18 protein-coding genes are annotated in these 21012 nt (G+C 60.1%); 11 read left to right on the top strand and 7 right to left on the bottom strand.

Features of this window, described 5'->3' with window-relative positions:
- Positions 1–40 precede the first annotated feature (40 nt).
- Positions 41–964, bottom strand: a complete 924-nt coding sequence (locus NKJ11_RS05605) for a glycoside hydrolase family 26 protein (RefSeq protein WP_352792900.1) — start codon at positions 962–964, stop codon at positions 41–43.
- A 623-nt stretch (positions 965–1587) separates the two neighbouring features.
- Between NKJ11_RS05605 and NKJ11_RS05600 the strand changes: the two genes are divergently transcribed.
- The 3 genes from NKJ11_RS05600 (at position 1588) to NKJ11_RS05590 (ending at position 7000) form a co-directional block, all read left to right on the top strand.
- On the top strand, positions 1588–3474 hold the full coding sequence (locus tag NKJ11_RS05600) for a glycosyltransferase family 2 protein (RefSeq protein ID WP_352722763.1): 1887 nt from the start codon (positions 1588–1590) through the stop codon (positions 3472–3474).
- 227 nt (positions 3475–3701) lie between these two features.
- Positions 3702–6143, top strand: a complete 2442-nt coding sequence (locus NKJ11_RS05595; protein WP_352722762.1) for a sulfatase-like hydrolase/transferase — start codon at positions 3702–3704, stop codon at positions 6141–6143.
- 446 nt (positions 6144–6589) lie between these two features.
- Entirely contained in the window at positions 6590–7000 is a 411-nt protein-coding gene (locus tag NKJ11_RS05590; RefSeq protein ID WP_352753436.1) for a hypothetical protein, read from the top strand.
- Between the two features lie 158 nt (positions 7001–7158).
- Here the strand turns inward: NKJ11_RS05590 and NKJ11_RS05585 are convergent, their stop codons facing one another.
- Together NKJ11_RS05585 and NKJ11_RS05580 are read right to left on the bottom strand one after the other, a co-directional pair.
- Complete coding sequence (locus tag NKJ11_RS05585) at positions 7159–8160, bottom strand: glycosyltransferase family 2 protein (RefSeq protein WP_352676946.1); 1002 nt, start codon at positions 8158–8160, stop codon at positions 7159–7161.
- Positions 8161–8204: 44 nt separating this feature from the next.
- Positions 8205–9131 (bottom strand): lysylphosphatidylglycerol synthase domain-containing protein, encoded by a 927-nt coding sequence (locus tag NKJ11_RS05580; RefSeq protein ID WP_502905783.1) that lies wholly within the window; start codon positions 9129–9131, stop codon positions 8205–8207.
- Positions 9132–9563: 432 nt separating this feature from the next.
- Between NKJ11_RS05580 and NKJ11_RS05575 the strand changes: the two genes are divergently transcribed.
- Complete coding sequence (locus tag NKJ11_RS05575) at positions 9564–10157, top strand: DUF995 domain-containing protein (RefSeq protein WP_352792856.1); 594 nt, start codon at positions 9564–9566, stop codon at positions 10155–10157.
- Positions 10158–10846: 689 nt separating this feature from the next.
- On the opposite strand, the gene galE is transcribed toward NKJ11_RS05575, so the two are convergent.
- Positions 10847–11926, bottom strand: coding sequence for a UDP-glucose 4-epimerase GalE (gene galE / locus NKJ11_RS05570; protein WP_352792854.1), 1080 nt, complete (start codon positions 11924–11926; stop codon positions 10847–10849).
- Positions 11923–12960, bottom strand: coding sequence for a UDP-glucuronic acid decarboxylase family protein (locus tag NKJ11_RS05565; protein ID WP_352792853.1), 1038 nt, complete (start codon positions 12958–12960; stop codon positions 11923–11925). Before NKJ11_RS05565 ends, galE begins: the two co-directional genes overlap by 4 nt.
- Before the next feature lie 1052 nt (positions 12961–14012).
- On the opposite strand from NKJ11_RS05565, the gene NKJ11_RS05560 reads away from it, so the two are divergent.
- From NKJ11_RS05560 to NKJ11_RS05540, 5 genes are all read left to right on the top strand, one after another.
- Positions 14013–14618, top strand: a complete 606-nt coding sequence (locus NKJ11_RS05560; RefSeq protein WP_352442189.1) for a hypothetical protein — start codon at positions 14013–14015, stop codon at positions 14616–14618.
- A gap of 61 nt (positions 14619–14679) precedes the next feature.
- Entirely contained in the window at positions 14680–15534 is an 855-nt protein-coding gene (locus NKJ11_RS05555; protein ID WP_128305672.1) for a 23S rRNA (adenine(2030)-N(6))-methyltransferase RlmJ, read from the top strand.
- Positions 15535–15727: 193 nt separating this feature from the next.
- Positions 15728–16180: a hypothetical protein gene (locus tag NKJ11_RS05550; protein ID WP_352676631.1), complete on the top strand. Its 453-nt coding sequence runs from the start codon at positions 15728–15730 to the stop codon at positions 16178–16180.
- Between the two features lie 133 nt (positions 16181–16313).
- On the top strand, positions 16314–16895 hold the full coding sequence (locus NKJ11_RS05545) for a TetR/AcrR family transcriptional regulator (RefSeq protein WP_352550511.1): 582 nt from the start codon (positions 16314–16316) through the stop codon (positions 16893–16895).
- The gene (locus NKJ11_RS05540) at positions 16892–17728 is read left to right on the top strand and encodes an EamA family transporter (protein ID WP_352550509.1); all 837 of its coding nucleotides are present in this window, start codon (positions 16892–16894) and stop codon (positions 17726–17728) included. Before NKJ11_RS05545 ends, NKJ11_RS05540 begins: the two co-directional genes overlap by 4 nt.
- Positions 17729–17766: 38 nt before the next feature.
- On the opposite strand, the gene NKJ11_RS05535 is transcribed toward NKJ11_RS05540, so the two are convergent.
- Positions 17767–18078 (bottom strand): transcriptional regulator, encoded by a 312-nt coding sequence (locus NKJ11_RS05535; RefSeq protein ID WP_352792850.1) that lies wholly within the window; start codon positions 18076–18078, stop codon positions 17767–17769.
- A gap of 574 nt (positions 18079–18652) precedes the next feature.
- Between NKJ11_RS05535 and NKJ11_RS05530 the strand changes: the two genes are divergently transcribed.
- Entirely contained in the window at positions 18653–19117 is a 465-nt protein-coding gene (locus NKJ11_RS05530) for a hypothetical protein (RefSeq protein ID WP_024504297.1), read from the top strand.
- Between the two features lie 410 nt (positions 19118–19527).
- A complete protein-coding gene (locus tag NKJ11_RS05525; RefSeq protein WP_352676635.1) occupies positions 19528–20124 on the top strand; it encodes a glutathione S-transferase family protein in 597 nt (198 codons plus the stop codon).
- A 114-nt stretch (positions 20125–20238) separates the two neighbouring features.
- On the opposite strand, the gene NKJ11_RS05520 is transcribed toward NKJ11_RS05525, so the two are convergent.
- A complete protein-coding gene (locus tag NKJ11_RS05520) occupies positions 20239–20895 on the bottom strand; it encodes an outer membrane protein (protein ID WP_023812630.1) in 657 nt (218 codons plus the stop codon).
- Between the last annotated feature and the right edge of the window lie 117 nt (positions 20896–21012).

The raw sequence follows: 21012 nt of genomic DNA, 5'->3' as shown, positions 1-21012 counted from the left end.
TTTGTCCGAAAAGCCGCTTCTCACTTTTGAGTCTCATGCTCTAGGGCAAGACATGCTGGGTCACCCTCCAGTCGGGCAGACCATAGCCACCCAGCCACGGCCACACTTCCTTCTGGTTGAAGTAGACGACCGAAGTCAGCGCCGGAAACTCCGCGTAGGATTTGCGGGAATCTTCCTGCCATTTCGAGACATAGTCCTGCTTTCCGACATAGCCGAGTTCCGCAACGACGATCGGCTTGTTGAACACTGCAACGCGGTCATAGCCGGGCTTCAGCATCTCAGCGAAGGTGCGGTCACGACCGGTCTCGTCATCATCTTTTTTCTGCAGGCCGAATACCGACAGGCCGATGACGTCGACATAGTCGTCGCCGGGGTAGTATTTTTCCAAACCCTCTTCGCCTTTAGGCGACCACATGTACTTGGCGGCGGGAGCAGCCTTGCGGCAGATATTGACCTCGCGCTTGTAAGCGGAGATCCAGTCCTTGGGAGCCCAGTTGGCCCAAGTGAAGCGGCCGTTCTTGTCTTCCATTTCCTGAGCCCAGCGAATGGTCACCGGGCTCTTCATCTGTCCCACCAGGTCGCAGATCGCCTGCATGTTGGCGTCATATTTGCCGCTCAAGATGCCGTCACGCAATTCGGGCGGGGTGATGCGCCAGTCCTTGGACCATGTCCACGGCTCAATCGTGATCAGAAGCGAGCGGCCGCGCTGCAGCGCATAAGCGTCGGCAAGCGGCAGCGTCGACAGATCGACGTCTTCCCAGGGCAGGAACAGCTCTTCGATGCTGGCGCTCTTGTCGGTGCTGAAGTCCCCGTAGGGATCATAGGAACCGAACGCCGACGCAGCGCTGCTCGTCTGAACGGGGTCGGTCGCGGTTACGGAGCCGGCCCCTCCTGCAGTAGGGAAGGCGGCGCTTCCGCCCAATACCAGTGCGATTGCAAGTGCCTTTGCCGCGGAGTGTGTCATCATAGATTCTCCCATGGCCTCGACTTCTCGCGGAAGTTAAGGCTTCGCCCGTGCGCATCGATGCCTGATCGATACGGCTACCCAAAAACCTATCGGCTCCATTGGCGGAATCTGCGGGATTTCGGAGCGATTATTGGCGGTTGTGCGAACCTTCGCACGAAGCCCACCCAAAATACTTCTCAAAGCGCCAACACAGAAGGAGCCGTCGAGAGAGTTTCGCCGCGATACTCACAAATTCGCGTCAATATTCCGATATATCATCCCTGTCTAATTTAAGAGCCGGGCGGACCAAAGAGTCAAGCGCAATTAATGGTTGCTTAACCATGATGTTCGCAACATGGTTAACGCTGCCTTGGGCGCTTCTTCCTGCGGACAGCCTCGGCCCCTTCGACGGATTCTCCGACGCTGAAACTTTTGCCGGCTGTGATTGCAGTGCTGGTCGGGGGAGGCGTCCACGGAATTACCCTCCCGATTCAAGATGTTAAGTTAACCAATTCGCAAGAAGTATAGTTAACCAACACTTAATTTAGTTGACTCTAAGACACCCAAGTGGATTCTAAGGGCGGGTTTTCAAGGCGCGTCTGCCGTCGTTCGGCTGATGCTCGGGTGGCGGCGGTACGTGTATGAGTGTTTCCGCGGACGTGGGGATCATCAGCGGCAAGACCATGCCGAAACGGGGGCGTGGGGCGGCTCCGGGGAAGGCGGCGGAGAAGCCTCCTTTTCTGGTGCCGGTGCTGTCGGCCACCCAGCGGCGGATCTGGAGGCTGGGACTTGCCTGCTGGTCGGTAACGTTCGGATTTTTCTGGTTCTGGTGGCTGCAGCCCGGGCACATCGAACATGTCATTCCATACATGCTGGCGACATTGACGCTCGTATGGCTGACGTTCATGCCGATGTATTTTCTCTTGAACGTGCATGCGATGAAAAAGCCGTCCAGTCTTCACACGATCCCGGAACGTTCGCGGGTCGCGATGGTGGTGACCAAGGCTCCGTCCGAACCGTTTTCGGTGGTTGCGCGAACGCTCGAAGCGATGCTGGCGCAGGACTGTCCGCATGATACCTGGCTGGCCGACGAGGACCCGTCAGAGGAAACGATTGCCTGGTGCGATGCCCATAACGTCATGATCTCGACGCGGCGCGGGCGGGAAGATTATCACCGCAAGGTGTGGCCCCGCCGGACGCGCTGCAAAGAGGGAAACCTGGCGTTCTTCTACGACCACTATGGTTATGAGCGCTACCACTTCGTCGCTCAGATGGATGCGGACCACGTCCCGACACCAACCTATCTCAGGGAAATCCTGGTCGCCTTTGCCGACCCGGCGGTTGGCTATGTATCGGCGCCGAGCATATGCGACAACAATGCCGCTGAAAGCTGGTCGGCACGCGGCCGACTGTTCCCGGAAGGGATGTTCCACGGACCCTTGCAGTCCGGCCATACGGGCGACGGAACGCCGCTCTGCATCGGCTCGCACTATGCCGTGAGAACCGCAGCGCTCAAGCAGGTCGGCGGCCTTGGCCCGGAACTGGCCGAAGATCACTCGACGTCCATGCTGTTCATTGCGGCTGGTTGGCGCGGTGTGCATGCCATAGACGCCATTGCCCATGGCGATGGCCCGCAGACCTTTGCCGATCTTGTCACGCAGGAGTTCCAGTGGTCGCGGAGCCTGATGACGATCATGCTCGAATACTCGCCCATATACCTTTCCAAGCTATCGCCACGGCTGAAATTCCAGTTCCTGTTTCGCCAGCTCTGGTATCCGCTTTTCGCCGTGTTTTCGCTTGTCATGTACGTCATGCCTATGTACGCGCTTCTGACGGGGAAGAGCTTCGCCAATGTGACATATGTTGATTTCCTTTTATACTATGCTCCGAACTCTATTTCCCTGATTATGCTGGTGATGTTGCTGAAGGCATTCGACCTGTCGCGCCCGCTCACTGCCAGGACGATCAGTTGGGAGGGAATGTTGTTCTCATTCTTCGCGCGTTGGCCGTGGGTGCTGGCGGGCACGCTGTCGTCGATCCGTGATTATGTGACCAAGTCGTTCGTGGATTTTCGTGTTACCCCCAAGGGCAGTGGCCCGAAAAATCTGCTGCCTGCCCGCGTCATCGTTCCGTATGTGGCACTTGCAATCGGAGCTTCGCTGCCGGTCCTTCTGGTGGACCGCGCGTCGGATGCCACCGGCTTCTACTGGTTCGCTGCCTTCAATGCGTTCGTCTACGGGTTGCTTGTGGTCGTAATCATCACCAGGCACCTGGCGGAGAACAGAATTTCGTTGCGGCGCAACGTCGCGAAACTCGCCTTGCAGGCCTCGCTCGCTGGCGTTGCGCTCTTCGTCCCGGGCGCTGCGTTTTATGACCGCGGCCTGGAAGGCATATATGGGCTCCAGCAGGGAGCAGGCGGTGTGCGCATCGTCAGCGTGGCCTACCCGGTTTCCGGAGCCGGGCGTGGTGGGAGCGGAACCCGCACATTCCATCTTGACCCCGCCTGGGATCGGCCAATCGTCAGATAGTCTGGAAGAGCCTGGCGCCCGCCAACTCAGGAATTGCCATGACAAAACACCCAAGGCACGGGGATTTCTCGACCCCAGGGGTGGAAGCGGTGGCTAATTCGAGATCTGTCGGTTCGCCGGGCGAGTGAACCTGGCACTTGGAAAATGGCAGCGGCTTTGAGATTGCAACGTAGCATCAGGCCCTTTGCTCTTTCGGTTGTCATCGCGGTTATGCACGGAACGGTCAGATGGAATTGAAGACACAGCCCGGTTCACAAGGTTCCAAGCGCTTCCTCCGCGCAGGCCTGCTGATCGCTTGCACCGGGTTTTTCTCCTGGGTGCTTCTGGGTGTCTACCGCGGCTTCATCATCGATCCCCAATCGACGCTCCAGGGTCGCTTGGCCTCTATCCCCAGCGGGATAGCGTCAAGCTACCACGATCTGATTTTCATTTCGTCGCTGACGGCAGCAGCCCTGCTCCTGCTTTTCCTGGCAAAGGCCAGCCGCCTCTTCGGCGTCGTCGTGGTCATCACTTTCTATCTCGCCATCCTGATTTCGCTATGTTGGGGGTTTGCCAACATCAATCTCGTCAAAATGCTGAGCGAGCCGTTTACTTTCCAGTGGTTGATCTATGGCGACTTCCTGCAGAATGCCGACGCCAAGAACGCCATAGGTGACGCGCTCAACCCAAGGGATTTCGCATTCTCGTCGTTGTCCATAGTTCTGGCGCTGGTCTTGGGTTATGCGACAGCAGGGCTGTGCGTGCGGCTGGCGGGAACTGCTCGAGCGGTATTGCTGGGGACGCTTTTCCTGTGCGTCGGTGCTGGACTGGTCGGCACCGGGTACCATGTTCGGGCGACGGCCTTGCCAGAGGCAAAGGTTGCCAACCCTATCGTGTACTTTGTTGAATCGGCTCTGTTCAGTCCGACCCCCGTCGTTTTCGCCGTGAATACCGGGGTGGACGTTGACGTCGCCAGCGTTGGGGAACGTCCGGCGGAGACGTCCAGCTTCAAGGTGCAATCACCAAATCCGATAAAGAACGTGCTGGTTTTCATGATGGAATCGGTGCCATCCCGATACGTCGAGACGTTTGGTGGAAAGTATACTGTTACACCAAACATAAAGAGCTACTCAAGTGACTCGATACGCTTCGACAATATATATGCGCACACTCCCTCTACAAACTATTCGATATTTTCGTTGTTCAGCTCGATGTACAATGACATATCTTACTATGGAATGACCGCGAGCCATCCGGATCTGCCGCTGAGTTCAATATCCAACACTCTGACCGCAAGCGGCTTTCGCACCGGATTTTTCTGGAGTGCGGATTCACGGTTCCAGCGCGTGGATGAGTTTCTGCTCAACAAGGGGCTTGATGTCATTCAGGACTACCGTGGGCAGAAATGCGATATTCCCACATTCAAGCTCAGTTCCAAGGAATGGAAGAATTTCGACTACAACAGCGATCTCTGTACCGCTCAATCCGTCATCAACTGGGTGAATGAGGATGCCGAAAATCCCTTCTTCGCGGTGATGTTTACGGCGATGACCCATTACCCGTATCTCATCGACAGCCCGCTGTTTACGGCGATGAAAGAGATCCCCGACCTCTCTGACGGCTCGAAAGTTCACTATTCCGATGACGAGAAGTTCAACGCCTACCTCAACGCGCTGAAGGTCGGCGACCAGGCGCTGGGACAGATACTCGATTCACTCAAGCAGTCCGGCAAACTCGATTCGACGCTTGTGGTCATACTCGGCGACCACGGTGAAGCGTTTGGAGAGCATGGGAACTACGTTCATGCCAGTGCTCTCTACGAAGAAAATATCCATATCCCGCTTATCATGATCAACAAGCAGCTTTTCCATGATGACGTCGCACATGCTGTCGGTGGGATTATCGACATAGCCCCGACCATCCTCGATATACTCGGCCTTCCGCTTCCAAGATCCTGGCAGGGTCACAGCTTGTTCAGCGAGCAGCGGCCGAACAAGACATTCTTCTTCATTCCCTGGAGCGGTTTCCAATTCGGCTACCGCGAAGATGATCGAAAGGTCACCTTCAACGCGACCACCGGCAGCATCGAGGCGTATGACCTCAAGACGGATCCTACGGAAAAGGTCAACCTCATCAAGGCCGGCACCGGCGATCGCACCGCCATCCTGCAGCCGATCGCGGGATGGGTACAGTCGCAGAAGCGCCGCGTTGCCGATATGATCGCCGATGCGACGAAAGACGCGGCGCGTTGCAGCATTGCCAGCCTCGAGATCGACGCGGCCGGTACCAGCTTCGAGGGTTCCCCTCGGCTCGACGTGCTTGTCGACGGAAAGCCGGTTGGACAGGCGGACGTCCTGGGGACGGAAAGCACGGCGATCACAGCAGAATCGATCGTCGCGGAGTTGAAGGCAGCGTCCGCTCATACCGTACCATTTCGCTTCAATCTAAGCGCCGTGCCCAATCCGCGGAAAATCGAACTCCGCTATGCCAACGACTTGTGGGCGGGGCAGGGCAAGGCTGGCGATCGCAACCTGTTCGTCAAGAATATCAAGATAGACGGCCGAGTGGTGCCGAAGAGCAAGCTGCATGTCGACAACAAGACTGTAGGGTTCATCGATGACAGCGGGACCAGCATGTTCAACAGCGGCTCGCTGTGGGTCAGCGGTCCATTTGTCGAGGGGTGCATATAGCGGCATAGGCACTCTGGAGCGGGCCGCCACATCCAGCCACTTCCGGCGATAAGGATCGCCAGCCCTTTTTGTCGGCTGGAGAGAGCCTGGGGCAGTCGGCCCTGCCGGCGCCGGTTGCGGCGCTGAGCGTTTTATACATCGCAACATCCCTGACAGCCCGAGCGCCGGCTTCTGTTTGCCGCGGGCGCGAGTCCGTCGCGTATGCCGGTGTGCCGTTTGGCAAGGCTCCGTCTGCCAGCCGATCCGACAATCGAATTTCCTTCAAATTCGAGCGAAGAGTGAAAGGCTGCGTTCATTATGACGTTTGCACGAATTTTAATAAGTCTCTTCTAATATGACGGAACGATGTGAGTGGAAAACGACCACTCACGAGCGATTAGAAACGACGGATTCGAAGTATATTCTTCGCTTTCAATCACGTTGCATTACAGGGCAGGGAGCAGATGATGAGACAGTTTATGGAAAATCTGACCGGCAGAAAATATGCCTATGCTGTTGCTGCAATCGCATTGGCCTCGATGTTGTCAGGCTGCCAGACGATGGACACGACCAAGACCAGCTCAATCAACGGACGGATCGTTGATCAAGGTTTTGGCAAGAAGGTCCAGCACGTCAGGAAGCTCGATCGCGTCGGAAAGAAGGTTCTCTACCGCAAGCCGCTCACACAGACGACCATGGTGACGCGTACGAGGCAGGAGACCTATGCGGCCTTCGTGCGGCCGCAGCGGGTCGGCAGGCCGGCGACGGTGAAGGTCTCCTACAGCCCGGGCAATGGCGGCCCCTTCCTGGGTCATTCGCCCTGGATTTGCGGCCCGAGCGGTTTCGGCCAGCGCGCCAGCTGCCGTTCGCGCTACTAGACCATCGGACCTAAAAGTGGCGGCGCGATTTGACTGAAGAGTCCGCCGCTCTTGTCTTCGCTGGGGGCGCGAGTCGAGGGCGAGAGGTTGCCGCAGACGTTGCGTTTACCTCTTGCCCTCCGACCGCTATTCGGAAGCCGCTGGCAGACGTGGTCAGATCATGATGGCCGGCCCGGGCGGAGCCAGCCGTCATTGTCACCGGGCGCCGGGCGCGGCCGCGCGACATAGGCCGATGCTCCATTCGCTTCGTGATAGACCCGTGCCAGCATTTCAGCCAGCACGCCCGATGTCACCATCTGCACCCCGGCGATGAGCAGGAAGAAGCCGGTGAACAGCATCGGGCGTGTTCCGATGTCTTCCGCGAAAAACAGCTTCAGGCAAAGCAGGTAGGCAAGGATCAGCGAACCCAGCGCGCCAAGCACGATGCCGATGCCGCCGAAGAAGTGCCCAGGTCGTGTGCGATAGCGCATGAAGAAATACATGAACACCAGATCGAGCACGACCCTGAAGGTGCGCGAAATGCCGTATTTGGACTGGCCGTGGATGCGGGCATGGTGCGTCACCACCTCCTGCGCGATGCGTCTGGGGGTCGTCACCGTGGCCAGCCATGCCGGGATGAAGCGGTGCATCTCGCCATAGAGCTTGACGCTGCGGATGACGTTGCCGCGATAGACCTTGAGGCTGCAGCCATAGTCCTTGAGGCGCACCCCGGTGACGCGCGCGATCAGCGCGTTGGCAATGCGCGAGGGCAGCCTGCGCATGAAAAACCCTTCCTGGCGATCCTTGCGCCAGCCGACCACCAGGTCGAGATCCTCGCTCAACAGGCGGTAGACCATACGCGGAATGTCGTAGGGATCATTTTGCAGGTCGCCGTCGATCGTGGCGATGACGTCGCCGCGCGCTGCGTCGATACCAGCCTGCATCGCGGCGGTTTGCTTGTAGTTGCGCACCAGCTCGACCGCATGCACATGCGGGCCGTAATGCGCCGCCAGGCGCCTGATCTCGCTCACCGTCGCGTCGGTACTGCCGTCATCGACCAGCACGACCTCCCACGGCTGGCCGTAGCGTTCCATCGCCTGATGAACCCGTGCCAGCAGCGGTTCGACGTTTTCAGCCTCGTTGTACATGGGCACGACGATGGACAATGTATGCTCCGGCATCACCGCGCCGTCAGGCAGTCCCGAAGCAGGGATGGGCAATACGCTCATAGGGATGGTTTCCTTGCACGGCCGACGGCCGGGTTCCCCGGCAGCGTCGATTTCGAGGGAAACAGCCAGGCGATCGCACCCGTGGCGATTGCCGAGCAGAAGATGAACAGATGCAGTGCCAGCGCTGCCTGAAGGCCGCTCTTCATGGCAATGCCGGAGGTGAGCAGCGCCGCCGCTGCACCCGCTTCGTAGGTGCCGAAGCCGGCGATGCCTTGCACCGGCAGTATGGCGGCGCCTTCGGCCCCGACGACGCCTGGAAAGGCGGTCGAAAAGGATGTCCCCAGCAGCATTGCCAGCAACCATCCCTGTACGGTGAGCTTCAGCGACCAATTGGCGATCGTCCACCACCAGCCATAGCGCGATCGGCCGGTCGCCTCGGTGAAGACATCGCGCAGCCTGCCGAGTTTCGCCACGATCTTGCCGCGGCCTGCCCAGTCATGCGGCGCACGCGCCCAGCGCGGCAGACACCAGGCGGCAGCGATCACCGCGGCCACGCCCGCGATCCTTGTCGCCGGATGCAGGCCCGGCCACACAGCCAGGGCCAGCACGCCGACGACGAAGGCATCCTGCAGTCTGAACCACAGCAGCGAGGCGCTGGCGCGCATGATCGGTATGCCGAAGACCTGGCGCAGGAGCAGGGGAAAGGCCGTCTCGCCGCCGCGAAAGGGCACGACGTTGATCATTGCATTGTGGATCAGAATGATCCGCAGGCAGGCACCGAAACGGCCATGCACCTCGTCGCGGAACTCGTCGCAGACGCGCAGCGCGCGCAGCACGTAGGTGACGAACAACGCAAGCGCCACGGCCGCGAAAGCGCCGGGCGTGATGCTCGCGAAAGCATCGCCCACCATCTTCCAGCGCGAGTCGCTGACGACCCACGCCAGCAGGGCCAGGCTCACGATTATTGAGGCAGCTCGTTTCAACAATTCAACAATTCCTGCGCAGGCTTGCGCTATCGGATTCCGTCGGCCGCGGCGTGCTGTATCTCAAAATCCACGCCATTGGTAGCGGCCCAAGCCTTTCCGATCGACCGCATTGCCTGGCTTGCGAGCGCGCATCCGCGCAACTTCAGGCGGCCGCTGAACCTCCGGCATTGGCCTGCTTTCCGACCCGACAACGGCCCGGTTTTATCGATGGCTGCTGATTTATAGGTCGGCTGGCTGTCCGGATCCACAAGCCCGATGCGCAATCGAGGTGTTGCCGTCTTGATGGACAATGCGCGTGTCGCGAATAGTTGTTGCCCGCATGCTTTGCGACAGTTGACACCGCCGTTCTCACGACTGTTAAATGGCTCGCGTGGCCGTCAAAGCGCTGACGACGCCACCCTGGACTGAATATACATGCGAGTGCCAACTATGCCGACAGCTTTGATCAGATCGCTGCCGCTTGATGTCGGCCGTCGGTATCGCAAGGGGCCTCGCCGGGGTGCCAGTGTCAAGCAACTTGTGCTGCTCCTGGCTCTCTGCGGTCAGGTGGCTGTTTCGGGAGCGGCGCAAGCGGCCGCCGCCAACGACAAAAGCACCGCGGAACCCGTTACCGCCGCTGTTCCGACTGCTTACGAACTACAGCTTCTGTATGCCGGCCGCACATGGATATGGAAGGACGGAGCAGCTTATTTCGCGCGGGACAATCGACACCTCAGGGCCTGGACGTCCGGGCAGGACACGGCAACCGTCGCGGAGGGCAGATGGCTGGTGACCAAGGACGGCAAGATGTGCATGGAGCTCGCCTGGCGATCGAAGAGCTACACCGGCGAACCCCACCGCACCTGCTACAGCCATCGCATTCAGGGCCGCAACATCGAGCAACGCAAGGATCCGGACGGGGAATGGTATGGTTTCAAGCGATCTCCCGAGGATCCTTCCGACGAATACAAGAAATTCGAAGCAGGCGACACCAAGGGCGCGCAGTTCGAAGAGACCCGCAAGCTGGTCGATGCCAAGAAGTAGGCCTTCTTCCAGCAGCGCTGAGATAGTGGTCTGGCTGTTCTTGCCGTGCGCCTGTCGCGGAACCCGCGAATCGCCTATGGTGAACCCTTGAGCGGCTCGGCAGGCGCGGTCGGCGCGCCGACCGCATCTAGTCGCATTCAATTGCATCAGCCAGACGACAAGACGATGGCCTGCCATACGGTTTTGATGAAATTTAATAATTAGTGATATCTAATATAACGTGTGATGTGCGAGTGGTCACTCATGCGGCGTGAAAGCGGCCCAAGTATAGTATGTCGCAACGCGCCCTTGGCTTATACTTGATAGCAAGGGACAGAGGATGAGAAATTCCGCGAGGGTATTTCGCTCAAGCAAAAATGTCGTATCTATTGCCGCGGCTGTGGCGCTGGGTTCTGTGGTTGCAGGTTGTCAAAGTATGGACGCAACTGAAACCGGTTCGGTCCTTATCAGGCCCATAGTCCACCCGGTCCGCAGTCAGCCCGCGGTCCAGCCCGTGCAGGCCACATTTCTCGTGCGCTCGCTGCGGGCCGACCTTCCGATCCAGATGACAAGCACGATAGGAACCGAAAGTGCCTACGCTTTTGCACCGCCGCAACGGATCAAAGCCAGCACGTCGGCGCCAGTGAAAATCTCGTTCAATCCGGGCGATGGCAGCACGTTCTCGGGCGGCTCGCCTTATATCTGCAGCCCTAGCGGATTCGGCCAGCGCGCGAGCTGTCACCCCCGCTATCTCTGACTCGTCGAGCGACGACCGACGCTGCCACCCTGGCTGGCGGCAGTTTCATTGGCTTGGTCTTCAGTCCGAAAAAGGGAGCGGCCGTCCTGACAATGGTGTCGATGTCTGAAAGCTCCGGCACAAAGCCAAGATGTTCGCGTGCGCTTCCCGGATCGGCGTAGAGCTCCGCCGGATCCCCAGGGCGTCGGCTCCTGAGCACTGCCGGAACCGGCCTCGACGTCATTCGGCCGACCGCCTTGACGATCTCCTTGATGGAGATGCCCCGCCCGGTGCCGAGATTGACCGCAAGACTTCGCCCGCCACCCTCGAGATAGATGAGCGCTTTCAGGTGAGCGCGGGCCAGATCGGTGACGTGGATATAATCCCTTACGCAGGTGCCGTCCGACGTGTCGTAGTCGGTGCCGAAAACCTCGATCGCGTCGATGATGCCCGATGCGGCCATGAGCACTCTGGGAACCAGATGGGTTTCCGGCGAATGCCACTCACCGAGCTCGCCGTCGGGATCGGCGCCACAAGCGTTGAAATAGCGCAGGATCGCAAATTTCATTCCATACGCGGATGCATAGTCGCCGATGATCTGTTCACCCATCAGCTTGGAGCGCCCGTAGGGGCTGATCGGATTTTGCGAGGAGGTCTCGCGAACGGGCAACGCTTCCGGCACGCCGTAGGTCGCACAACTGCTGGAGAAGATGATGTTTTCGATCGAACTCGCGCGTGCGGCATCGAGCACCGCGATGGTGCCTGTCACATTGGTCGAATAATATTCGGCCGGCTCGCGAACGGACTCTCCGACATAGGCCAGCGCCGCAAAATGGATCACGGCCGTCGGCCGGTACGTTTCCATAGCCCGCCGCAGTGCATCCTGATCCCGGATATCGCCGACGACAAGCGGACCCCAGCCGACGGATCTCTCATTGCCGCGGCTCAGATTGTCGAAAACCACCGGCATGTAGCCGGCGGCGGCCAGCTGCTTGCAGGTGTGACTGCCGATGAAACCGGCTCCACCCGTCACCAGGACTGCCGGCCGGCTCATGAAGCGGCAGCTCCTCTGGCGATGTGGCTTCCGTAAAGCAGGGCATCAAAATACTCGACGGAACGCGCGAGCCCCTGGCTCAAGCTGATTTTCGGCTCCCAGCCGAGATTGGCCTTGGCAAAGGAGATGTCCGGCTTGCGCTGCCTGGGATCGTCGACGGGCAGCGGCCGATGCACGATCTTCGATCGGGCGTTGGTGTAATCGACGACCAGCGTCGCCAGTTCCATGATGGTGAATTCGGCAGGGTTGCCGAGATTGACCGGGTGGGCGGGCGCGCTCGGCGCGTTCATCAGTCGGATAAAGCCCTCGATCAGATCGTCGGCATAGCAGAAAGAGCGCGTCTGTTGGCCGCTGCCATAGACGGTCAGGTCCTCGCCGCGCAGCGCCTGGACGATGAAGTTCGAAACCACACGCCCATCGTCGGGCTGCATGCGGCGACCATAGGTGTTGAAAATGCGGGCGACACGGATATCGAGGCCATAGGTCCTCGAATAATCGAAGAACAGGGTTTCGGCCGAGCGCTTGCCTTCATCGTAGCAGGAACGCGGTCCGTGCGTGTTGACGTTGCCGAAGTAGCTCTCGGGCTGTGGGTGCACGAAGGGATCGCCATAGACTTCGGATGTAGAGGCCTGGAATATCTTGGCCTTGTTCTGTCGCGCGAGTTCCAGAAGGTTCAGCGATCCAAGCACGCTTGTCTTGAAGGTGTGGATCGGGTCTGCCTGGTAGTGCGGCGGAGAGGCGGGGCAGGCGAGATTGTAGATCTCGTCGCATTGAAGATCCGAAGGCAATGCATCGACGATGTCTTGCTCGATGCAGCTGAAGCGCGGATTATGCAGGAGGGTATTGAGATTGTATCTTTTGCCGGTGTGGAAATTGTCCAGCGCGACAACCTCGTATCCGTCCCGCAAAAGACGTTCGCACAGATGCGATCCTAAAAATCCCGCTCCTCCGGCGACAAGGGCGCGCCGTCGGCTTTGGTTGGCGCCCCTTTGGCTGCCGGATTCCAGTTTCAGAACCTTGACAAGCTTACTCATGCTTTCCTCATACGCACCGCACACGCTACCGCCGGGCCGGGACAAAGCATCGCCCGGCCACGTTACTCAGAACGTGGCAAACCTCCGCATCTGCGGAACGCCATCACTGATGTGCGTCAATTGTTCTTTGGCTTTCGCGAAGCTGGTGCGACTACACAACCTCCGTGCTGCCGCTCAGCATTCTCTGCGCCCCGAAATCGCGATCACACGCTCGGTGTCACCATCGTCGATTGCTCGCCCAAATTGCACATCCCAACGCATCGAAAATATACCTGTGGAAATCATAGTCAACTAAATTAGATATTTCTTAACCATATCTGTTTGCGAATGGTTAATCACGGGCCGGCATCGGCCTCGAAGCTGAACCGGGAGATGTCCAGAGCAGTTCCTCATTTCGAATCAGCGTATTGGGTCGGTCGCTGGCCGTCGGCGCCACACGCTGTTCGTTATGTCGAATCAGCGCTTGGCAGCCAAGATCGCCATGGAGGAGGGGTTGCGCAATTCAGGGCGAGGTCGGGATGGATCCAGCCGAAAGTGGATTTAACGACCCAAGCGACGGGAAAATTTCAGATAGCAACGAGATTGCTGCCCGAAACCGCTCGGAGTGCAAATATAAATTCCAGGGCGCGAATATTCATACCATAGGGCTTGACCTATCGTAGGCACGCCGCAGCTGGCTATAGTTGGAAGAAGGGCAAGGGCTAAAGCTTTGTAAGCAAATTCATTCACAGGGACGAATTTTGACTTTATCCTCTTTTGGTGCCGCTGTTCATGATCTTTGCGCATCAAGGCCTCTGGTTCGCAAGGCGCACCGATGGCCCATTTCGCCGAAAAGCGCATGCGCGTGTTCATTTCATAGTGGAGGAGCGGTCATTTCGGCAACGAATTTTAAGCGCATAGGTAGAACTCCGCATTGGCGCCCGGCCACGCCGCCACCGGGTTGTTGCTTGCGCACGTCTAGCTCGATCGCCTGGGGTGGCGACTCGGCTGGCCATCGCCTTTTGATCGTTGGGGCGCTATTGGCAAGGTCACGATGGAATGTGGTGATGTGAATGCGCTTTCTGTTTGTCCTGATCCTGCTCGTCGGCGCCGGCATTGGTGTCGTCTATCCCTGGGCGATGAGCAATTTCTCCGGCCATCAGATCGGCACCTGGCGGGTCTATGAGCAGGGCCGCTTCAAGCCGCTGACGGTGCCGCTCTCCGGCCGCGACGCGCCGGTGCGGGTGCTGGTCGACCTGACCGCAAGAGCAGAGCGCATCGTCTCGCAGCAGCGCACCGTGCTGACGCTGACCGCTGCAAGCAATGGCCGCACGGTGCTCGCCTCGACGCTGCAGTTCAACCATTCCGACAATCCTCGCCAGGCCAGCCCGCAACTGCCCGACAAGATCTTTCGCGACGAGGCCGGCGTGATCGCGACCGTCAGCCCGGGTCCCTACATCTTCACCGTCGGACCGGGTGATGCCGACGACATACCGATGCGGGCGGTCGATCTCATCCTGCGCTCCGGCGCCGGCGAGATCGACAGCCGTGCACGGCCGGTCGGCTTCGCGCTGATGGCGATCGGCCTGATCGGGTTCTTGCTGACTTTGCGCACTCGTGGCGGCCGGCCGGAAAATCCCAACTCGCAGCCGCCACCGCCGCGCTGGGGCAGGGGCTGATGCATGTCGCCCAAAAGTGTGCAGCGGTTTGGGACAACGACGTGCATAACGGTACAAAACCATGAACTACCGCCACGCCTATCATGCCGGGAATTTCGCTGACGTCGTCAAGCATGTCGTGCTGACACGCTTGCTCGAGTATCTGAAGCAGAAGGACAAGGCGTTTCGGGTCGTCGACACCCATGCCGGTATTGGCCGCTACGACCTGTCGTCCGTCGAAGCGCAGAAGACGGGTGAATGGCAAGGCGGCATCGGCAGGCTGATCGATGCCTCGTTTGCCGCGCCGGTGGCGGTGCTGCTCGCGCCTTATCTGGAGACAATACGGTCGCTCAACCCCGAGGGTGGCATCCAGAAGTACCCGGGCTCGCCGTTGATTGCGCGCCATCTCATGCGCAAGCAGGATCGGCTGACGGCGATCGAGCTGCACCCCAAGGATGCCGCGAGGCTGAGGACGTTCTTTGCCGGCGATTTCCAGGCCCGGATCATCGAGCTCGATGGCTGGCTGGCGCTCGGCGCCCATCTGCCGCCGAAGGAAAAGCGCGGCCTTGTCCTCATCGATCCGCCATTCGAGGAAGCGGGTGAGTTCGAACGCCTTGTCGACGGGCTTATAAGGGCGCACAAGCGGTGGCCCGGCGGCATCTACGCGCTCTGGTATCCGATCAAGGACCGCAAGGCGATCATCGCCTTCCGCAAGGCGCTGAAGCAATCCGGCATTCCGAAGCTGCTCGACATCGAATTCGAGATCAGGCCGGCCTCTTCGGAACCCAGCCTCGACGGCAGCGGTCTGCTGGTGGTCAACCCGCCGTTCACGCTGGAGGGCGAGCTGCGGACGCTGCTGCCGGCCCTGCACAGGCTGCTTGCGGTGGGGCGGCCGGCGCACTGGTCGTTGGAATGGCTGGCCGGCGAGCAGGCTTGAGGCGGGCTCATCGATGACCCAGGGACCGTGCTCTCTTGGGTCTGGATATGAACGTGCCAGAGCCATTCCGGTGCGTGCAAACTCGGCTTTGGTCAAAAAGCGGTTTCAAACTGGGAAACCATTGTCAACGCAACCGCTTGACCGCCGCCGAGCGAATCCGCACAGTGCGCGCAATCGACCTTGAGAGGCTGCCATGACTCGCTTCACCAAATCCGCCCTTGCCGCCCTGATTTCGCTCTGCACCCCGCTTGCCGCGCCTCTCGGTATCACCCAGACCGTGCAGGCCGCCGATCTTACGGTCTATTCCGATGAAGACAGCGGGGTCTGCGGTCAGCCCTGGGTACTGAACAAGATCACCAGCCGCTTTTCCTATCAGGTGCATCACGTGCCGCATCTGCCTGACGTGCAGATCACCGATTTCCGGCGCATCCACCAGCATCGCTATCTGGCGGCCAACGATACCTGGCCGATCGGTCGCCGTTATTGCGGCGCCACCGTCAGTCTGTCCGACGGCCGCGATCGCACCATCTGGTACCTGATCGAGGAAGGCCAGGGCTTTGCCTCGATCGGCGACAATGTCGAATTTTGCGTCTCGGGCTTCGACCGCTGGATGGTCTACAACGGCCGCTGCCGCATTCTGCGCTAAACCCGGTCTCCCCTTCCAATCTCTTTCGCGCCTGTGGCTTGATCGGCTGCAGGCGTTTTTTGTGCCGCGTTGACAGCAGACGCGATCCGTCGCATAGCTATGAGACAGACCTGTCTCACCACTCGGTAAACGCATGACACCATCGCCCGTTTCCGATAAGCGCCAGCACGTCGTTGAAACGGCCTACGTGCTGTTCAAGCGCGCCGGCTTCCATGCGACCGGTATCGACCGGATCATCGCCGAAGCCGATGTGGCCAAGATGACGATGTATCGCCACTTTCCCAGCAAGGACGAACTGATCGTCGAGGTGCTTGGCTATCGCGCTATGCGTTTCGACCGCCAGCTCGACCGGCTCGCCCAAGAGGGCATTCCGCCGGAACAGAAAATCGGAAGAATCTTCGACTGGCATGCACGCTGGTTCCGCAGCCCGGATTTCCATGGCTGTCTGTTCGCACATGCGCTGGCCGAGTTCGGCGATCCCAGGCATCCGGTTTTCAAGGCCGTTGTCAGGCAGAAGAACGGCCTCAAGCGGCGCATGCGGTCTATCCTCGAAGAGGTGATGCCGCGCGGCCGCGCCGAGAGCGTGGCGGCGACGCTGCTTATGCTGATCGAAGGTGCGACCTTGCTGGCGCAGATGGGGCAGGCCGACGCCGCCATTCGCGACGCCCGCAAGGCGGCCATGGGCATCGTCGCTGCTTCGCGCAGGCCGCAATGAGCCCGCTGGTCATCGGGCTCGCATTGTTTGCGGCGATCCTGCACGCAAGCTGGAACGCGTTCCTGCGCACGGGGGCCGACAGGCTGTGGACCGTCACCGTCATGAGCTTTTCAAGCACGGCGCTCGCCATCCCCTTCGCCTTCTTCCACGCCCTTCCGGCCGCGCCGGCCTGGTCCTACATCGTGCTCTCGGCCTGCCTGCAGGTTGGCTACAGTTTGTTTCTGGTGGCCGCCTACAGATATGGCGAACTGGGACAGGTCTATCCGATCGTTCGCGGCAGCGTGCCGCTGCTTGTCACGCTCGGCGGGTTCTTCCTGGCCAACCAGCAGCTCACTCTGCCGCAGACCATTGGTGTCGCGCTGGTTGCGGGCGGCATCATGGGCCTTTCTCTCGGAAGGGGCAGGGCCGCCACGACATCGATATTCTATGCGTTGGCAACGGGAGCTATCATCGCCGCCTATGCGACGGTCGATGCGCTCGGCGTTCGGGCGGCGGGAAACGCCGGCGCCTACACCGCATGGGTCCTGCTGATCTACGGCGCGTTGCTGCCGGCGGCCTTCGTCGCCTGCCGTGGCCGGCTCATTGTCGACCTGCGCGCGTCTGAAACCTGGAAGGCGCTGGGCGGGGGCCTGTTTGCACTTCTGGCCTACGGTGTCGTGGTCGCGGCCTTCGCGCTCGGGCCGGCCGGGCCGATTACCGCGATCCGCGAAACCAGCGTCGTCTTCGCGGCCTTCATCGGACGCCTGTTCCTCGGCGAGGTGCTGACGCCGCGGCGGGTCGGCGCCTGCGCCATCGTCGCGCTCGGCGCCATCTGCCTCGGTTATCAGCCGTGACGGAACTGCGGATCGCGCAGGATTGCCCGGTCACCATGCTATTTCCTGCGCGGCGCCGCCTCGGCCTGATCGAGGATTTTGCGCAGGAATGCGGCGTGGCCGCGGAACGCGCGCCGTCCACTCGTCGTCGCCTTGAGGCGCGTCTGCGGCCGGCGGCCGACGAACAGCTTTTCGATGTCGACATAACCCGCCCTGGCCAGCGTATCGAGGTGCGCGCCGAGATTGCCGTCGGTGACGTCCACGATGGCCTTCAGCCCGGTGAAGTCCAGTGTTTGACGCCTTTCCAGCATGCTCAGCGCGGCCATGATCCTGAGCCGAGTGCTCTGGTGGATGATTTCGTCGGCACTCATCGATTGGCTCCGGCGCAGCCAAGCCGGAGGCCACGGACAACCATGCTGCCGCCGTGGCGGACCGTCTTGGCAATCTGGAACGGCGGCAGCGCCGCTTGCTCCTGTGCGATCGACATTGAAGTGCTCCCGCATGCTGTACAGAATACTCTGTCATGTAGAGTTATCTGTCAATTCACGAGCAAGCCGATCTGCGATCGTGCTTGACAAGACGATGCATCGACCGGCTGTCGCATTGCAGTATAGATCGTGCGCCTGCACGAGATGATCGCACCGATGAGGCGGCGGTCATGATATCGGCGACCGACGATCGACATGCAAAGCTGTTCACTGATCTTGGGAGCTTCACGAGAGGAGCGGTCCCGCGGAGTGTGGAGAATGTCGGCGACACATTCTAGCCATTGGTCGAAGATCAGCAGTGAATTTCTGCGACGGTCAGCACGACCATGTGCCGATCGTAACCGAAATTTAAGCTGCGAAAATCAGTCTATTGCTTCGCTGGCTAGCAAGCCGCGAGTCAGATATGCATGAGCGTGCCGGGTCATTACGGCCGTCGGCACAAAGGAAGGGGCATCGCATGGCTAAGCAGTCATCCAAAGCGCCGGCGTCCAAGGCACCGGCAAAGAAAGCACCCGCAAAAGCAGCGACGGCAAAGGTCGCAGCTGCAGTGAAGAAAGCAGCACCCGCTGCCAAGCCGAAGGCCGCGGCGGCCAAGGCAAAAGCAGCACCGGCCAAGAAGCCGGCAGCGAAAGCTGCTGCGAAACCGGCAGTGAAGAAGGCAGCACCTGCCAAGGCAGCGGCAAAGCCGGCTGCGAAGGCGGCACCGGCCAAGAAGCCTGCAGCGAAAGCCGCTGCGAAACCCGCAGCGAAGAAGGCAGCACCTGCCAAAAAACCGGCTGCCAAGGCTGCACCTGCCAAGAAGCCGGCTGCGAAGGCTGCTCCGGCAAAGAAGGCTGCGGCAGCGAAATCTTCAGCACCGGTGAAGAAAGCGGCACCTGCGGCCAAGCCGAAGGCAGCGCCCGCGAAGGCCGGCAAGAAGTAGTCGCGTCTTCCCTCGCCGGGGCGGTGCCGAAACAGTCAAGGGCGGGTGCCTGACAGGCGCCCCGCTCGCTGTTTAGGCAGTCGGAAGGCGAGAACAGAGGCGGACGAGGATATCTTTTCGCAGCTCCCAGGACTTCGCCACAGGGCGAAGTCCGGTGGGGCTTTTTTTGTGTCATTCATGCGGGGGATGAAATATCGGCGCGAGGCTCTTCGGTCTGCCTGTCGGCTGGCTGATCCATGCGATCCCGGCAACTCGGCGACCATGGTGATGAAGCGCCGTTTTCATGGAGCGCTCGCTAAACGGCCCTGGCCGATGCGTCGCTCGCTGGCGGCTGGGTTTTCCGCTTCTGGCCATTGCTCGATCGCGCCTGATCGGTCAACAGTGCCGGCCTGCAAAACAGGAAACCGATCATGCCCAGACTGCTCTATGCGTCGTCTTCTCCCTACAGTTCCAAGGTGCGAATGGCAGCAGCCTATGCCAGCATCGCTGTCGATCTGGTGCCGATCAAGACCGAGGAGAAGCCGGCCGACTTGATGACCGCCAACCCGCTCGGCAAGATCCCGGTTCTGGTGCTCGACGACGGTCGCTCCATCCATGACAGTCGCGCCATCACCCAGCATCTCAACCGTTTGTCGAAGAACGCGCTTTTTCCACGCAATCCCGACAAGCGGCTCGAGGCGGAAGTGCTGGAGGCATTGGCCGACGGCATTTGCGACTGCGCGCTGTCGATGGTCTATGAACGGCGCACGCGGCCCGAGGAGATGGTCTATCAGCCTTGGCTCGATCGCCAGTGGGCGAAGATCACGGCGGCACTCGACCTGCTCAACGCCAACCCGCCGAAGCTGCCGAAGAAGATCACCGCCGGCCAGATGGCGCTGCGCGCCTGCCTTGGCTATCTCTCGCTGCGCTTTGCCGGAAAATGGGAGAAGGGTCGTGCCCGGCTGACACGGTGGGCTGCGCGCTTCGACGAGAAGTTTCCAGAGCTGAGGCCCTGCATTCCCGGTTGATAGCCGATTACCCGGAATTGATTTGCCGGTGATCAGTCGATCACCGGGGAAAATCACTCAGACACAAAAAAGCCGGGCGCGAGGCCCGGCTTTTCGTGTCGTGGCTTGAACGACTTAGAACTTCATACCGACGCCGAAGGTGACGCGGTTGTCGGTGGCCTTGACCTTGCCGATACCGTCGAAGCTCTTGCTGCCGAAGTCGGTGTAACGATACTCGACGCGGCCGAAGACATTGTCGGTCAACTTGATGTCGGTGCCAACACCGGCGGTCCAGCCGAGCATCGTTGCGCGATCGCTGGCCCCAAGGACGGTGTCTTCCACCTTCAGGCTTCTGCCGGCGAGACCGCCGGTGCCATAGAGCAGGATTTCTGGGCTGACCGCGTAGCCGAGACGGGCACGCAGCGAACCTTCAAAGCCGGCCTTGGAGTCGATGCCGTTGTCGTCGCCCTTGACGCCGTTGTAGCCGAGTTCGGCTTCAGCGCCGTAGACGAAGTTCTCCTGCTGCCACTGATAGCCGCCGAAGACACTGCCGACGAAACCCTTGGTATCGGTTTCAACGTCGAAATCCTTTTCCTTGGTCCGGCCGCTGAAGCCATAGCCGACGTTGAGACCGGCGTAGGGGCCGGCCCACGAAGCGACCGGAAGTTCAGCGATCGGCGCAGGTGCCGGCGGCTCTTCCGAAACCACGTCAGCAGCATAGGCAGTTCCGCTGAGGGCGAAGAGGCCGAGCGCAACGGCCAGCGGCCGTGCGAATTTGAGATTGGCTTGCATTGTTCTTTACTCCTTAAGCCACAGGACACAGGCTTGTTTCTCACGATCGCCATCTACCCGTCCGGGGGGTGAAACGGATCTGGCGTTCGTCGGTTCCAAATGTCGTGTCAAAATGCG

Origin of the sequence: Mesorhizobium sp. M0243 (genome assembly GCF_040321775.1) — a bacterium.
GTDB lineage: Bacteria > Pseudomonadota > Alphaproteobacteria > Rhizobiales > Rhizobiaceae > Mesorhizobium.
This window is presented reverse-complemented; position numbering and strand designations above follow the sequence as displayed.

Coding starts and splice junctions, on each gene's coding strand:
- NKJ11_RS05605 (WP_352792900.1), bottom strand. CDS start 964: ATGACACACTCCGCGGCAAAGGCACTTGCAATCGCACTGGTATTGGGC.
- NKJ11_RS05600 (WP_352722763.1), top strand. CDS start 1,588: ATGAGTGTTTCCGCGGACGTGGGGATCATCAGCGGCAAGACCATGCCG.
- NKJ11_RS05595 (WP_352722762.1), top strand. CDS start 3,702: ATGGAATTGAAGACACAGCCCGGTTCACAAGGTTCCAAGCGCTTCCTC.
- NKJ11_RS05590 (WP_352753436.1), top strand. CDS start 6,590: ATGAGACAGTTTATGGAAAATCTGACCGGCAGAAAATATGCCTATGCT.
- NKJ11_RS05585 (WP_352676946.1), bottom strand. CDS start 8,160: ATGCCGGAGCATACATTGTCCATCGTCGTGCCCATGTACAACGAGGCT.
- NKJ11_RS05575 (WP_352792856.1), top strand. CDS start 9,564: ATGCCGACAGCTTTGATCAGATCGCTGCCGCTTGATGTCGGCCGTCGG.
- galE (WP_352792854.1), bottom strand. CDS start 11,926: ATGAGCCGGCCGGCAGTCCTGGTGACGGGTGGAGCCGGTTTCATCGGC.
- NKJ11_RS05565 (WP_352792853.1), bottom strand. CDS start 12,960: ATGAGTAAGCTTGTCAAGGTTCTGAAACTGGAATCCGGCAGCCAAAGG.
- NKJ11_RS05560 (WP_352442189.1), top strand. CDS start 14,013: ATGCGCTTTCTGTTTGTCCTGATCCTGCTCGTCGGCGCCGGCATTGGT.
- NKJ11_RS05555 (WP_128305672.1), top strand. CDS start 14,680: ATGAACTACCGCCACGCCTATCATGCCGGGAATTTCGCTGACGTCGTC.
- NKJ11_RS05550 (WP_352676631.1), top strand. CDS start 15,728: ATGACTCGCTTCACCAAATCCGCCCTTGCCGCCCTGATTTCGCTCTGC.
- NKJ11_RS05545 (WP_352550511.1), top strand. CDS start 16,314: ATGACACCATCGCCCGTTTCCGATAAGCGCCAGCACGTCGTTGAAACG.
- NKJ11_RS05540 (WP_352550509.1), top strand. CDS start 16,892: ATGAGCCCGCTGGTCATCGGGCTCGCATTGTTTGCGGCGATCCTGCAC.
- NKJ11_RS05535 (WP_352792850.1), bottom strand. CDS start 18,078: ATGAGTGCCGACGAAATCATCCACCAGAGCACTCGGCTCAGGATCATG.
- NKJ11_RS05530 (WP_024504297.1), top strand. CDS start 18,653: ATGGCTAAGCAGTCATCCAAAGCGCCGGCGTCCAAGGCACCGGCAAAG.
- NKJ11_RS05525 (WP_352676635.1), top strand. CDS start 19,528: ATGCCCAGACTGCTCTATGCGTCGTCTTCTCCCTACAGTTCCAAGGTG.
- NKJ11_RS05520 (WP_023812630.1), bottom strand. CDS start 20,895: ATGCAAGCCAATCTCAAATTCGCACGGCCGCTGGCCGTTGCGCTCGGC.